The sequence below is a fragment of the candidate division WOR-3 bacterium genome (genome assembly GCA_039801905.1).
Lineage (GTDB): Bacteria > Hydrothermota > Tepidihabitantia > Tepidihabitantales > JBDRVQ01 > JBDRVQ01.
Genome location: JBDRVQ010000007.1, coordinates 1 through 15,036, shown reverse-complemented (window position 1 = coordinate 15,036; position 15,036 = coordinate 1). Strand labels below are relative to the sequence as shown.

Below are 15,036 nucleotides of genomic sequence, written 5' to 3'. Positions count from 1 at the left end.
TATTTAAGTCCTAATTATCCGATAACCCCTCCTTAATCTCTCTTCTAAAAGGGTTGGGATTAGAACCCAATCACTTAGGAAACCCTTCCTATTTAACTTCTCCATAGCCCTATATAATAAAAACGGAAATCCCCCAATTTCTGACACTAAATTTTCGCCGATTTTTCCTATTTATTTAATCTCTTCTTCCATTCGGCAAGAAGGAGGAGGGCTTCTAAGGGGGTGAGTCTATCAATATCCTTCTCTTTTAATTCCTTTAAGATTTCTCTCTCCTTTGGGTCTTCTTCAGGTAAAGAGGGGAAAGGGGAGATCCCTTTCAGGCTCACCTCTTCCCCTTTTTCTAAATCTCTTAAAACTTCCCTTGCCCTCCTGATAACCTCTTCGGGCAAACCAGCCAGTTTTGCCACCTCAATCCCATAACTGCGAGAACTTTTCCCTGCCGTCAGTTTTCTTAAAAATATCATCCCCTCTTCGGTCTCTTTCACTAAGAAGTGGTAATTTTTAACCCCTTTTAGGTATTCGGTGATATCGGTCAGTTCGTGGTAATGGGTAGCAAAGAGGGTCTTCGGTCGTAATCTTGGATTTTTATATAAGTATTCGCAGGTTGCCCAGGCGATCGCCAGACCATCGTAGGTTGCCGTTCCCCGACCAACTTCATCCAGAATGACAAGGCTTTTCGGTGTGGCGTTGTTCAGGATGTTGGCGGTCTCTTGCATCTCCGCGAGAAAGGTTGAGACACCTCTTGATAAATCATCCGAGGCACCAATTCGGGTGAAGATTTTGTCAACGATACCGATCTTCGCTTCCCTTGCGGGCACAAAAGAACCCATCTGCGCCATTATGACAATTAAGGCAACCTGTCTTAAATAGGTAGATTTTCCAGACATATTTGGCCCAGTAATAATCATCATCCTCTCTTCAGGGGTGAGGTTGGTATCATTGGGGATGAAAGGGGAAGGGGTGAGCCTTTCCACAACCGGATGTCTTCCCTCTTTAATATAAATCCCTTCCCCGGAAAAGACCTCCGGGCAGGTGTAATTGTATTTTTGGGCGATGGCGGCAAAATTGGCGTAGCAATCAATCTCGGCACAAACCCGGGCGAATTGAAAAATCTCTTCCCTCCTTTCACTAACCCTTTTCCTTAAATCGGCGAAGATTTCGTATTCCAATCTTTTCCTCCGCTCCTCGGCGGAGAGGATCTTCCTTTCCAATTCCTTCAACTCCAAGGTGATAAATCTCTCACAATTGGTTAGGGTCTGTTTCCTTGAATAGTTCTTCGGCACATATTTGGTATAGGATTTGGTCACTTCAATGTAATAACCGAAGACCGAGTTGTAACCAATCCGCAGATTTGGGATATTGGTCTTCTTCCTCTCTTCTTCTTCCATCTTCATTAAATAATCCTTGGTTCTAAGGGAGAGATCTCGCAGTTCGTCCAAATCTTTATTTACCCCTTCCTTAATCAAGTCGCCTTCGGTCAAACTTAATGGCGGGTCGGGGAGGAGGGTATTTTCAATCAGACTCACAGTTTCGGAAAAATCCGGGATGAGGGAAGCCAATTCTGGAATTTCGGTTTGGAGATTTTCTTTTATTGTCTTAGCCTCCCTCAACCATTTGGCTAAATTGAGTAGCTCCCGGGCATTTGCCCTTTCCTGGGCGACCCGAGTGCCAATCCTTTCTATGTCCCCAATATTTCTTAAACTTTCAAGGAGAGAATTTAGGAGATAAGGGGATTGATAAAATTTTCTCACCAAATTTTGCCTCTCTTTTATCCTCCTCTCATCCCTTAAAGGAAAGAGGAGCCATTTCCTTAAAAGTCGTGCCCCGAGGGGAGTCTGAGTCTCATCCAATGCCCAGAGGAGGCTCCCTTCGGTTTTCCCATCAAGGAGCCTTTCGGTCAGTTCTAAATTTCTTCTTGTCGCCTTATCCAAGATGAGATATTCATCTCCCTCATAGAAGGTGATCTTCTTTATATTCCGCACCCAGCCCTTTTGCGTTTCTCTTAGGTAGTAGAGGATGGCACCGGAGGCGGAGATACACCCCCTTTTCTCTTCCAGATTGAATGGGGTTAAACTGAGAATGCCGAAGAAGCCTTTAATCTCATTTTCTGCAAAATCAAGGGAGAAGTAGTAGTCGGGCAGAGGGGTTTTGGCAATCTTTATCTCTTCTAAGGTGAGGGATTGGGGGTGGATGATTTCTTTTGGGTCAATCCGCTGGATTTCTTCCCAGAGGTCTTCCTTTTTCAAAAGGGCGGTGGCGAATTCTCCGGTTGAGATATCGCAATAGGCGATGCCCAAGGTCTCATCCTCATCCGGAGCGATAGCGAGAAGGAAGTTGTTCTTTTTCTCTTCTAAAAGGGAAGGGGAGACGATGGTGCCGGGGGTAATCACTTCCACCACATCGCGCAAAATGAGATTGCGGGAAGGGGAGGCTTCTTCCAATTGTTCGCAGATTGCCACCTTATAACCCTTCTCCACCAGGCGGCGGAGATAATTGTCTAAGGATTTGACGGGAATTCCGGCTAAGGGGATCTTTTGACTTTCCCCATAAGAGCGAGCGGTTAGAGTGAGACCTAAGACCTGAGAGGCAATTTTGGCATCATCGTAAAACATCTCATAAAAATCACCGAGCCGAAAGAGGAGGAGGCAGTCTTTATATTTCTCCTTTATCTTGTGGTATTGGGAGAGGAGCGGGGTTAGGGTGGTCATGATTGGATGTCTCTCCCCCTTAACAATTATTCAAACCAAGAGAGGCAGTTGGGACAGATTAGGGCTAAGACCTCTAATTCTGTTTGGCAGTAGGAGCAGGTTCCGGTCTTCCCTCTCACCTCGTCCCTTTTGATTAAATCTTCCAAGACCATCCGACTTTTCTCCAATTTTCCGGCGGAGAGATAGGCGGCGAGGAGATGGAGGAGGTAATTTTTCTCTCTTCCCTTATATTGCTCTAAAACCTTAATCGCCTCTTCGGGTAATTCTTTCTTTATGTAAATCTGGGAAAGGGCTAAGAAGAAGTCTAAAATCTCCGGATGGGATCTTATCCAACGGCGGTAGATATCTTCCAATTCTTCGTAGCGGCCTAAGGAGTAATAGAGTTCTTCCATCTTATCCTTAATCCTCTTGAAAGAACTCGGATTCTTCTCAATCACCTTTTCGTAATGGGCAAGCGACTTCTCCGGTTCGTTAATTGAGGCGTAGTATTCCGCCAGGTAGAGAAGGGAAGGGATGGGGTTTTCGGAATTTTTCCCCTTTTCTAAGTAGGCAAGCCCTTTCTTCTCCTCTTTTTTCAAAAAGGCTTTACCCAGTTCCGCATAGAAGAGAGGAATTTTACTCTTATTCGTTTTTACCAGGTCTTCCCAGATTTTTTCCGCGGCCGGAAGATTTTCCTCCTTTAAGTATAAGGCGAAGAGGGTGGAGAGGGCTTCCGGGTCTTTCTCAATTTTTATCAGTTCTTCTAAGATGGAAATGGCTTTGAGGTATCTTTTCCCCTTGACATACAATCGGGCAAGGTGTTTAAGAATCTTCCTCTCTTTCTCTCTGGTCAGATTTCTCCGTAAGGCGAGCCTTTCGCCAATCGCCATCGCCGTATGGAAATCGCCCTTCTCTAAATAGAGGTCAGAAAGGTAGAGATAGGCATCAATAAATTCACTATTTCTTCTCACAATCCCTTTCAACTTTTCTAATGCCGCTTCCTTCTTTCCGGCAATGATCAGTTCTAAGGCTAAAGAGAAGTCTAATTCCGGTTGGTATCTTTTGCGGATGGCATCCCGGATTAAGGGATAGATTGCTAAAAAAATAATGATGAGAAAAATAATGATGAGGGGCGCCATCTCGCCTCCTATTCGCCTAAGGGCAAATTTCTTAATGCCTGCAATTCTTCCAAGAGGGCTTCCTTCTCCTTCTTCTCTTTCCTGATTTCCCGACGGAGTTTAATTTCCGAGATACCGGCAAAGATACCAACGGTGAGGAGTCCTAAGGCATAGGAATAGAGCATCACCACCGCTAAGGGGACCCGGTAGTAAGACTGCCAGAAGACCTTAACCTCTTTTACTTCCACTTGGGTATTGAGGATGGCTAAAATACTTCCAGCAATGACGATGAGAATAATGAGGGCAATTCTCAAAGCGGTCATTTTTCCTCCTTAAAAAGAGTACCGATTGGGGTCCAACCTTCTAACTTCTCAATCTTTATCTGATAAATCTCACCCTTTCTTCCCTCTTGGGAAAGGGAAGGGATGATGACAAGTTTTCCCTGGGGCGTTTTCCCAAAAGCCCCATCCTCTTTTATCCCTTCAATTAGAACCGGAAAGATTTTGCCAATCATCTCCTCATTCTTTTCTTTGGTGATCCGGTTCTGGAGGGAAATCAATTGGGAGAGCCGCTCCTGTTTTTCCTTTTCTGAGACCTTCGGTTCAATCTCTTTTGCCTTGGTGAAGGGCCTTTCGGAATACTTAAACATATAGGCAAAGTCAAATCTTATCTCCTCCACCATTTTTAAGGTCTCTTGGAAATCTTCCTCTTCCTCCCCGGGAAAGCCAACCATCAGGTCAGTGGTGAGGGCACAATCGGGAAGGAGTTGGCGGAGGTAATTTATCTTCTCTCGGTATTCCTTCTGGGTATACCGCCGACCCATCAGGGAGAGGATTTTATCGGAACCGGATTGCAAAGGTAAGTGAAACTCTGGGCAGACTTTTCCTTGTTTAACGAGATGGGCAATTTCTTCTATCAGAGCAAGGGATAAATCCTTCGGATGGGAGGTTAAGAAGCGAATCCGTACCAAACCTTCTAAGGAATTCAATTCCCTAAGGAGAGTTAAGAAATCTCTTTCGCCATCTTTATAGGCTAAAACATTCTGTCCCAAGACGATTATTTCTTTCACTCCTTTCTTCACCAAACTTTCCGCTTCTGCCAAAACCTTTAATAATTTCTTTGACCTTTCCCTTCCCCGGCAATAAGGGACAATACAATAGGTACAGAAGTTATCGCAACCGCGCATAATCGCCAGAAAGGCGCTCACCCCTTTTGGCTCGGGCAAAAGATCTTCATAGGTCTCAATAGAGGAGTCGGCCGTTTCTACCCCGACCGTAGAATCTTTTATCATCGCCGGTAATTTTTGGTAGTTATCCGGTCCTAAGGCGAAGTCGGCACCAAAGGAGAGAATTTTTTCTCCCCATGCCTTTGCCAAACAACCCAAGACCCCAATTTTCCTTTCCGGTCTTTCCCTCTTTAACTTTTTGAGAGAGGAGAGGAAGCCGAGGGCTCTCCTTTCGGCGTGCCTCCGGACCGCGCAGGTTAAAATGAGAAGAAGGCTCGCTTCTTCCTCCCTTGTTGGTTTGTAGCCTTCCCTTTTTAAGATTTCCCGCACAATCCCCTCATCATAGAGGTTCATCTGGCAGCCATAAGTCTTAATGAAGAAGGTTTTTGCCATTTCCTTATTTTCCTCAAAAAATCCCTTTTGTCAATCCCAGAAAATCGTTTCCTTGACATTTATCTTTTTGCCTATATAATTTTAGGAGAGAGGGAGAGTATGAAATATCTTTTAATAATTTTCCCCTCAATTCTTTTAGCCAACCCTTTCCTTATTACTTATTTTAATGAAATTCAATCCGCACCCGATTCCTTAGAGCGCATTGAAATCCATGACCACTTTGGAGGGGGATGGAATTTGAGTAACTGGCAGATTGTCAGTTCCGCGGGCAGGGCGGTGATAAATTCTGGCGTCATCTTGCCACCCAATGGTTATGTAGTAATTGATCGGAGCAATACTACGGGGACTTTCTCCTTAGGGGATGAGGCGGATTCTATTACCTTACTTGACCCTCGGGGCTATTTCGCAGACTGCTATAAATATCCAGCCCTCCCCGCATCTTACGGTAGGGGTCCCGCACCACCTTATAACGGGTCGGTTTCCCTTTATCGGATTCCTGATATTCCTTCTCGTCCCCTTAATTGGTATATTGATTCCACGCCCACCTTTGGTGAAGAAAATGACGATTGGAGTTCTATCGCCGGTCGGGTAATTGACGAATTGGGTAATCTGGTGCCTTATATTTTCATTTCTGCCTCCGGTCCGATGGGAGAGATTTCTTATGATTGGGAGGGTTTTCCAATTAATCAACCATATTACCTTCCGGGTTTGGGTGCCGGAAAATATCAAATTAAAGCATTTTTGGTTAATCGGGTTTGGGCAGTTCGCCAAGATTCCGTTGACCTTGGTTATAACCAGCACCTCACGGGGATTGATATTGTTGTCAGATACTCCGGGCTGGGAGAGGAAAAAATTTCTTTTTCCCAAAGGATAGACTTCTACGATGCTCTGGGACGAAAGGTAGAAAAGAGAGGGACATTGGGAAAGGGAATTTACTTTTTACCCGAAAGGGAAAGGGTAAAGAAGTTGGTAATTTATTAAGAGAATTGGGGGAGAAATAAAGAAAATCTTATTTCCTTTAACCATTCTTCTTTTTACCTGTACTGAAAAACCACCGATTGATTTCTATCAAGAAGAGGTCAGAATAAAAATCCTTCCCGGCAAGGTTTCGGTTTTCGGTCAATATTTCCTAAAAAACTTAAAGAAGGAGAGAATAAGGGCGGAACTTTTCTATCCCTTTCCTTTGGATAGTTTCCATTCTTATCCCGAGAGTATCTCTTCGGACTTATCTTTTCAAAAAAGGGATAGTGGTCTCGTGATGACGATTTCCTTTTTACCCCAAGAGGAGAAATCATTTTTTGTCTATTACGAGCAGAAATTAAGGGGTAGGGAGGCACGGTATATTGTGAAGACAACTCAGAAATGGCGTAGACCATTAAAGTTAGCCCATTTTCTGATTGAACTACCAGAAAGTCTTTCTTCCTATAAGATCTCTTATTCGGCGGACAGCACAAAAAGAGAGGGAGGAGAGATGAAGGTCTATTTCACTAAGAAAAATTTTTTCCCGAAGGAAGATATTACTATCACTTGGTAAATTTCTTTAAAAATCTATTCCGCGAAGTTGATTTCGGCGATTAGTGCCCGATTGTCACTACTCTGCCAGAGACGTTTCGCCTTATAAGGACCGGCCACAAAATAAGGAGACTTTTCCAAGTAGCGAAAGATTTCTAAGTGGGGGCGGCAATCACCCACAACCCATAAGAGGAGCGCGGGGAGATAATCGTCAAGAGTTCTTTTTTGGGTCATTACGGAAATTGTCACTTCCCGAAAGTCGGTTAACTTATCGCTCCCTTTAAGAATTTCCGGTGGCAGGTCTTTAAAGGGGCAGATGACGGTTCGGTATTGATTAATGAGGCTTTCCGATAAATAGGAAGCGAGGGAATCTAAGATTTTCTTTAATGCCGATTGGGGAAATGGTGGCAGGTTTAACGGTTTTAACCCTTCTTTTGTCCCTTGGTAGTAATGGCGGTTAGGATAGAGAAGGGTGAGGGCGGGATTTAAGATACCCAGGTCCTGGGCATAGATTATCTCACCCTTTAAGTGAATGGGGTTGGCATTGAAGGCATCACCCAATTCTTGACAGAAGATGAGTCCATTTTTAATCTTTTCCTTTTTCACCCTTTGGAGTAAATTCCGGTCAACCCCCCAATATTTATAATACATCCGGAGAAGGGGTGGTAAGCCGATAAAGAGAAAGAGAAAAAAGAGAAGGGGTAAGGTCCGGGCAAAGAATTGGTTTATGGTAGAATCGGGGATGTTGAGGTGCCAAGCCCGGCGGATGAGATTACCTAAATTTTTTCCACTCCGGACTAATAAGATAATTAAGACCGGCACCACTTCGTATAAAAATCGGGCACCAAAGGCGATGCCGTGAAACCAATAGAAGAAATGTCCAAACCAGAGGGAGAGGAAGGTTAAAAGAAAAAGCCAATCGCTTCTATTTTTATTCCCCAAGGCGAAGGGGAAAAAGACGAGAAAAAGGGCGGGAAAGGGAATTTCCAAGAGAAACTTATTTAAGAGGTTCCCATCATGGCCAATATTGATTAGTCCCCGGAGTGGGGTATGTTTAATTCCCCAACCACTTTTACCAAAGCCGATGGAATGGCCAGGACCCCAGCGCACAACATAACCAAAGAGGAAGGGATTGCCATTGGTAAGCCAATTGTAAAGGAGATTGAGAGCGGCAACTCCGAGAAAGGAAAAGAGCATAATGAGAAAGGTGAAGAGAGAACGGGGTTCTTTCTTTATTAGATAAAGGGCATAAAAGAAGAAAGGGATGCCGATTAGGATTGCGGTGTAGACCCGGCAATTGGCAACCAGACCTAAGGCGATACCAGCAATTAAACCTTGGGATAATTTTTTTTCCCTTTGGGCGCGGAAAAAGAAAAGGAAGAAAATGGTGGCAAAGAGTAGGGAGGTGGGATGATTCATATATTCCCCAGACATCATAAAGATGACCGGGTTGATACTAGTAAAAAGAGCGGCCAACCGACCGGTCTTTTCGTCATAAATTTCTTTACCCAGAAGATAGACGAGGGGAATAGTTAAAGTGCCCAAAACGGGATTAATAAGCCAAGGGGCTTTGATTAACACACCAATCATTAAAAAGAGGGGATGGAGGAATTGGTATTGGGAATACCAGCGGCCATTATTGATAATATGACCGTAATCAAAGAAATCAGGGAACGGGGGAGAAGTGAGATAAAGTCTGCCATTAGCAAATATCCGTCCTTGGAAGAGTTGGGCGATGGAATCGGAGATGTGGGGAATATGGTTAAAGATTAGAAAAGAGACGAGGTTAGAGATAATAAATAGGAGAAGGGAAGAGAGAAGGATAAAGGTTTTTTGATTGAGGTTCATTAACCAGAGAAGGAATTTATTGGAAAATTCCTCTAAGAATTTTAGTTTCGGATAAATCCCAATGAGCAAAAAAATTAAGCCGACACTACCCAAGATGAGATAGATGGTAAGATGGGATTTACTGGGTCGGACCCAAGAGTATTCCCAGGGAAAAAGAGAGAAGGCGAAGAGAAGGGTAAAAAATAGAAAGAGGGGGAGATTTTTTTGCCGGGGGAGTGCCTTTAATATCTTTCTAAAATTGGGAAAGCGTAGGGCGGAAAAGAAGAGAAGTAAGGGTAAGCCGATGATTAACCACCAAACAGAAAAAGAGATTTCTTTGCTCATTTTTGGCAGGTGAAGAAAGATTCGCCAACTCTCCCCATAAAAGTAGGGAGAAGAGTAATTTAAGAAACCAGAAAGGAAAAGAAGGAGAAGACTAATAAAGATAATAATCTTTCTCTCTTTGGGGGAGTCTTTCGGCACGAAAAATTATAAGAGAAAAAGGCTCCTTTTCAAGAATGATATTGACTTTTCTCACTGAAAAGATAAAATCGGTTATGGACTTATTTGACAAGTGTTATGAGTACTATCCAATTGTAGAGAGGGCAAAGAAGACTGGTTTCTATCCCTATTTCCAACCCATCCAATCCGAACCCGACCGGGAGGTGGTAATCAAAGGGAAGAGACTTCTGATGTTCGGTTCCAATAACTATTTGGGACTCACCAACCACCCAAAGTTGAAAGAGAGGGCAATCGCGGCGATTGCGAAATACGGCACCGGTTGCACGGGTTCTCGTTTCTTAAACGGCACTTTAGACTTACACGAGGAGTTGGAGAGAAATCTGGCGGAATTTTTTAAGAAAGAGGATTGTATTGTCTTCTCAACCGGCTTTCAGACTAACTTAGGGGTGATCTCGGCTTTGGTGCGGAGGGGAGATTGTGCCATTACGGATAAACTTGACCACGCCTCAATCGTTGACGGTTGTCAATTATCCTTCGGTCAGGTGAAGAGATTTATTCATAATGATATGGAAGACTTGGAAAAGGTATTAAAAGGGATTCCGAAGGAGAAAGGGAAGTTGATTATCGTGGATGGGGTTTTCAGTATGGAAGGGGATATTGCCAACCTGCCGGAGATTTGCCGGTTAGCGAGGAAATATAACTGTCGGGTGATGGTTGATGATGCCCATGCGGTTGGGGTCTTGGGGAAGAATGGAAGAGGCACGGCGGAACATTTTGGTTTGGAGGAGGAAGTAGATTTGATTATGGGCACATTCTCTAAGTCCTTCGCCACCATCGGTGGTTTTGTCGTTGGGGAAAAGAGGGTGATCACCTTTATCCGCCACCAAGCCCGCTCTTTAATCTTTTCTGCCAGTATCCCGCCCCCGGCGGTGGCGACGGTTCTTGCTGCCTTGGAGATAATAAAGAACGAACCGGAAAGGAGGGAAAGGTTGTGGCGGAATACGAATAAGATGCTTAAAGGGTTAAAAGGGATGGGTTATAATATTGGAAATAGTTGCACGCCAATCATCCCCATTATTATCGGTGACGACTATAAGACCATCCAATTTTGGCATAATCTTTATGAGGCGGGGCTTTTTACCAATCCGGTAATCCCGCCCGCGGTTCCTTCCGGACGTTCCTTAATCCGCACCAGTTATATGGCAACCCACACCGATGAGGATTTGGACCGGGCATTGGAAATTTTTGAGAAGGTTGGGAAGAAGATGGGGATAATTGGATGATTGAGGTAAAAAGGGTTGAGACGAAAAAGGAATTAAGGGAATTTATCCTTCTCCCTTTTAAGTTATATAAAGGGGATAAGAATTGGGTTCCGCCTTTAATCTCGGAGATGGCGGAAACGCTTGATGTGAAGAAGAATCCGTTCTTTTCCCATGCGGAGAGGGAACTTTTCTTAGCGAAAAAGGGAGGGCAGGTTGTGGGGCGGGTCGCCTCCATTATTGACTATAATTACAATGACTATCATCAAAAAAAGGTTGGCTATTTCGGTTTCTTTGAGGCTTTTGCCGATTACGAGATTGCCGCTGCCCTTTTTGACCAAGTGCGGGAAGATCTGAAGAAGAAGGGGATGGAAAAGATGGTCGGTCCGGCTAACCCCGGTCTTTATGACGAATGCGGATTTCTTCTGGAAGGTTTTGATTCGCCACCGGTCTTAAAGATGTCCTATAACCCTCCTTACTATTTGGAATTCTGCGAGAGGTACGGAATGAGAAAGGAGAAGGATTTTTATGCCTACGCTATTCGCACCGACCAAGAGGTCCCGGAGAAGTTAAAGAGGGTATTAAACTACTTAAAGGAGAAGAAGAATATCAGGGTGCGAAGGATTGATTTGAAGAGATTGGATAAGGAGATTTATTTGATTAAAGAGATTTATAATGATGCCTGGTCGGAAAATTGGGACTTTGCCCCCCTGACCGATGCCGAATTTAAGTATTTGGGAAGGAAATTGAAGCCGATTGCCGTTTCCGAATTGTTGCCGATTGTGGAAGTTGATGGAGAAGCGGCGGGGGTCAGTTTGGCATTGCCGGATTACAATCAGGTCTTAAAAAGATTGAACGGCAGGCTTTTTCCCTTTGGCTTTTTGAAGTTCTTAATCTATAAGAAGAGAATTGATGCGGCAAGGCTCTGGGCATTGGGGGTGAAGAAGAAGTTTCATAACTTAGGGCTTGATGCCTTATTATACTATGAGACCTTTGAAGGGGCAAAGAGGTTGGGTTATAAATGGGGAGAGGTCTCCCAGATCTTAGAAGATAACTTAGCAATCATCCGCCCGATTGAGATGTGGGGTTGTAAATTATACAAGAAGACCCGCATCTACGGGATAGAGATATAGTTTCTTTATTTTCCAAAGAAGGTAGGTGATTAAAGTCTTAAAGGTTTAATTCTTTTCTCCACCTTCTGGTTGGAAGGTGAGAAGAATTACCGAGAGTTGGAAGAGGTTATTTAACTTTCTCTTTCCGGGATTGAAGAGGGTGCCGTCAAGGAGATAGAACTTTCCCTTGTAATTAAAGGCATAAGAGATAAAAGGACCACCGATTATCTCTTTATCATTCTGCCAGACACCCTGGATTTTAATCGCGGGAAGACCAAAGAATTTTGTCTCCTGGTAGGTAGTATATTTTCGGGCAACATAATCACCATCGTAATATAAGTAGGTTAGGCTATCCCGGAGGGTGATTAAATCAAAAGGGTTTAACTCCTTCTCCCCATCCGACCAGTAGATGAAGATGCTCCGGTCCGGATAATGGGTGAAGAGATAGAGGAAGTTGCCGGCGGCATATTTTTCTGACAATTGAAATCCCTTCGGTACCTTTAAGGAGAAATGGTAATTGGTCTCAAGCCTCTCTTTTATCTTTTCATTCTCCCCTCGGGTATAGGTGAGGGAGAAGATCCGTTCTTTAATCTCTTCTTCCAAGGAATATCTTATCCTATCTTTATATCTAATAAGCCCCCGGCACAACTTCTCTTTATCCGCAGCGACAAAGATGAAGAATTGGTGGAGTTTTTTCCCTTTCTTCTCTTCCTTTATGGTGAAGAAGGCAAAGGTCTCCTTCGCCACAATCTCCCTTTTCTCCCCAAGGAAATCTCGGATGATGGTATCAAAAGGGGTGCCGATGAGTAAGAGATTGGGGAATTGGGCATAGACGGCGAATTGGGAGAGGGGGCGATAGCGGAGGCGGAAGATTTTCTCCGGTTGGGGGGTGAGAATCTCTTCTTCTAAGATTAGGGATAGGGTATCCTTTATCATCTCGGAATAGTTGGTTAAGACATAGACATCAAATAACCTGCCAATCACCTCGGGCAGGGGGGTGCAGGAGAAAAAAGCAAGAATAAAAAGAGAAGCGAATCTCTTTCTCATATCACCTTTAATAAATCCTCCCGCGCCAAAAATCTCTTCGGGATATTCTCCCGAATGACCCAATTCTCTTCTTTTTCTAAGTTTGGGTCTTCTTCAATTATAGCGAAGGCATCCTCTCTTGCCCGGAAGAGGATCTCTTTCTCTTTTATCGGGTCGCCGATTTTGAAATCGGGCAAGCCGTGCTGGCGGACACCGAAGAATTGTCCGGGTCCTCTCAGTTCCAAGTCTTTTTCGGCTAAGAGGAAGCCATCATCCATCTTTTCAAAATGGGTCAATCGCTCCTTTGCCTCCGGGGAGATATTTTCTGGTGCCAATAAGATGCAATAAGAAACTTCTTCCCCCCGACCGACCCGACCCCGCAACTGGTGGAGTTGCGCCAGACCAAATCGCTCCGGATGTTCAATTAAGATGATTGTGGCATTGGGCACATCAACCCCAACCTCAATCACCGTGGTCGTGACTAAAATTTGGATTAAACCTTTCCGGAAGTCTTCCATCGTCTTCATCCTCTCTTCACTTCTCATCCGACCGTGGAGGAGGGCAACCGAAAAATCATTAAAGATTATCTTCACCTCTTCGTAGGTCTTCTTCGCCGAAGCCAAATCCAACTTCTCCGACTCTTCAATCAAGGGGCAGAGGATGTAGACCTGCCTCCCTTCCTTTAACTTCCCTTTGATAAAATCATAGACTTTATCCCTCTTTCCTTCGCTCGTTAAACGGGTAACGATTCTTTTCCTTCCCGGAGGTTTCTCCTTTAAGGTTGAGATATCTAAGTCGCCGTAAAGGGTTAAACTCAAAGTGCGGGGGATGGGGGTAGCGGTCATCACCAAAAAGTGGGGAGATTTCCCTTTCGTTAGAAGTTTTGCCCGCTGCATCACCCCAAACCGGTGCTGTTCGTCAACAATCACCAAGGCGAGATTCTTAAACCGGCAATCTTCTTCAATCAGGGCGTGGGTGCCGAAGACAATCCCAATCTCTCCCTTTGCCAACCCTTCATAGATTTTCTCCTTCTTTTTTGTGCTGCCGGTGAGTAAGGCGCTTTTTATACCAATCTTCGCCAAAAGGGGATGCCAGTTTAAGAAATGCTGCTCTGCCAAAATTTCGGTTGGTGCCATGAGGCAGGCTTGGGTCTCATTCTCACAGGCTAAGACCATCGCGTAAAGGGCAACCACCGTCTTTCCGGAACCGACATCACCCTGCAAAAGCCGGGTCATACTCTTCCCCTTTTGTAAATCATCCTCAATCTCCTTAATCACTTCCCTTTGGGATTGGGTGAGGGGGAAAGGGAGGAGGGAGAGGAAACTCTTGGTCAATCTCTCCTGATTGCTAAGAATTGGGGCATCTTCTTTCTTTCGCTTCTTATTCAATGCCAAGAGGCATTCAAAATAGAAGAACTCTTCATAAACCAACCTCTCCCTTGCCTTTATCGTCTCTTCCATCGTCTCTGGGAAGTGGAGGGAATTTAGGGTGGCAGGGAGGGAAGGGAAGGAATAATTTTTTAGAATCTTTTTGGGCAGGGTTTCTCTTAATAGGGGTTGGGCAATTTGGAGTGCCTGGCGCATCGTGCGGCGGATATCCCAGAGGGATAAGTTTTCGGTTAAGGGATAGATGGGGATGATGGCGCCGCAGTAGTTATATTCTTCCTTTCCTTCTTCCATAATTTCGTAATAGGGGTTGACCATTGACTTCCCCCTAAAATAGGAGACTGGTCCGGAAAGGATTACTTCCTGATTTATCCGGAAGGTGTTTTTTAGATCGGGGCGGTTGAACCAGGTGACATACAAAATACCGGTTTGGTCGCCAACAGCGATTCTTACCACTTCTCCCTTCTTTAAGGTCTTTTCTACCCCACTGGCTAAAACCTTACCGATCACTGTTCCTTCTTCGCCGACTTTCAATTCTCGGATGGGGCGGAGATTTTTTCGGTCTAAATATCTTCGGGGGAGGAGGAAGATGAGGTCTTTAATCTTTTCTATCCCAATCTTCTTAAAATAGTATGCCCTTTTTGGTCCGACCCCTTTTAGATACTGAACCGGGGAATTGAGGTCAAATTCTACATCCTTCCATTTTGCGAACTTGCCGGAAAGTTGGGGCATCATTTCATTATAGACCCAAATCTCAATAAATCAAGAAAAATTCTGACCTTCGGATATTCCTTTGGGAAAGTATATTAGTTCTCTTTGCCCCTTCTCCCGGGAAAAAAGGAATGTTATTCAGGCGACATAAAAGTCGCCTATTAAAAGAAGGGTCTTTCTTTTAAGTTTCGCATTTCCAATAACTTAATTATTTTAGGTTAAATTGAAGTGAGCCCCACCACCGCCTCCCCTACCACCCCCCTACCCACTTCTTATCCGGCATTTTATCCCTAATTTAAGGGGGGATTTTATCTCCAAT

At 44.4% G+C, this 15,036-nt stretch carries 11 protein-coding genes; 4 read left to right on the top strand and 7 right to left on the bottom strand.

Translation table 11 applies throughout. The features are described 5' to 3' along the window. Positions 1 to 167 precede the first annotated feature (167 nt). The 4 genes from mutS to miaB are packed head-to-tail and all read right to left on the bottom strand — an operon-like array spanning position 168 to position 5,423. Entirely contained in the window at positions 168 to 2,708 is a 2,541-nt protein-coding gene (gene mutS / locus ABIL00_02250; protein MEO0109592.1) for a DNA mismatch repair protein MutS, read from the bottom strand. Between the two features lie 26 nt (positions 2,709 to 2,734). Beyond that, on the bottom strand, positions 2,735 to 3,826 hold the full coding sequence (locus tag ABIL00_02245) for a tetratricopeptide repeat protein (GenBank protein MEO0109591.1): 1,092 nt from the start codon (positions 3,824 to 3,826) through the stop codon (positions 2,735 to 2,737). 8 nt (positions 3,827 to 3,834) lie between these two features. Then, positions 3,835 to 4,128 carry a lipopolysaccharide assembly protein LapA domain-containing protein gene (locus ABIL00_02240; protein ID MEO0109590.1) on the bottom strand — a complete coding sequence of 98 codons (294 nt, stop codon included), beginning with the start codon at positions 4,126 to 4,128 and terminating at the stop codon, positions 3,835 to 3,837. Further along, positions 4,125 to 5,423, bottom strand: a complete 1,299-nt coding sequence (miaB, locus tag ABIL00_02235) for a tRNA (N6-isopentenyl adenosine(37)-C2)-methylthiotransferase MiaB (GenBank protein MEO0109589.1) — start codon at positions 5,421 to 5,423, stop codon at positions 4,125 to 4,127. The genes ABIL00_02240 and miaB overlap by 4 nt, the downstream gene beginning before the upstream one ends. A 99-nt stretch (positions 5,424 to 5,522) precedes the next feature. Here miaB and ABIL00_02230 point away from each other — a divergent pair, with 99 nt between their 5' ends. Continuing rightward, positions 5,523 to 6,404, top strand: coding sequence for a hypothetical protein (locus ABIL00_02230; GenBank protein ID MEO0109588.1), 882 nt, complete (start codon positions 5,523 to 5,525; stop codon positions 6,402 to 6,404). Between the two features lie 202 nt (positions 6,405 to 6,606). Continuing rightward, the gene (locus tag ABIL00_02225) at positions 6,607 to 6,957 is read left to right on the top strand and encodes a hypothetical protein (protein ID MEO0109587.1); all 351 of its coding nucleotides are present in this window, start codon (positions 6,607 to 6,609) and stop codon (positions 6,955 to 6,957) included. Between the two features lie 14 nt (positions 6,958 to 6,971). Here ABIL00_02225 and ABIL00_02220 read toward each other — a convergent pair whose 3' ends face one another. Then, positions 6,972 to 9,245: a glycosyltransferase family 39 protein gene (locus tag ABIL00_02220; protein ID MEO0109586.1), complete on the bottom strand. Its 2,274-nt coding sequence runs from the start codon at positions 9,243 to 9,245 to the stop codon at positions 6,972 to 6,974. 74 nt (positions 9,246 to 9,319) lie between these two features. Between ABIL00_02220 and ABIL00_02215 the strand changes: the two genes are divergently transcribed. Together ABIL00_02215 and ABIL00_02210 are read left to right on the top strand one after the other, a co-directional pair. Further along, positions 9,320 to 10,507, top strand: coding sequence for a pyridoxal phosphate-dependent aminotransferase family protein (locus tag ABIL00_02215; protein ID MEO0109585.1), 1,188 nt, complete (start codon positions 9,320 to 9,322; stop codon positions 10,505 to 10,507). After that, positions 10,504 to 11,616, top strand: a complete 1,113-nt coding sequence (locus tag ABIL00_02210; GenBank protein MEO0109584.1) for a hypothetical protein — start codon at positions 10,504 to 10,506, stop codon at positions 11,614 to 11,616. Before ABIL00_02215 ends, ABIL00_02210 begins: the two co-directional genes overlap by 4 nt. A 45-nt stretch (positions 11,617 to 11,661) precedes the next feature. Here the strand turns inward: ABIL00_02210 and ABIL00_02205 are convergent, their stop codons facing one another. Both ABIL00_02205 and recG read right to left on the bottom strand, forming a co-directional pair. After that, positions 11,662 to 12,642, bottom strand: a complete 981-nt coding sequence (locus tag ABIL00_02205; protein MEO0109583.1) for a DUF4837 family protein — start codon at positions 12,640 to 12,642, stop codon at positions 11,662 to 11,664. Further along, positions 12,639 to 14,741: an ATP-dependent DNA helicase RecG gene (gene recG / locus ABIL00_02200; protein MEO0109582.1), complete on the bottom strand. Its 2,103-nt coding sequence runs from the start codon at positions 14,739 to 14,741 to the stop codon at positions 12,639 to 12,641. The genes ABIL00_02205 and recG overlap by 4 nt, the downstream gene beginning before the upstream one ends. Positions 14,742 to 15,036 lie beyond the last annotated feature (295 nt).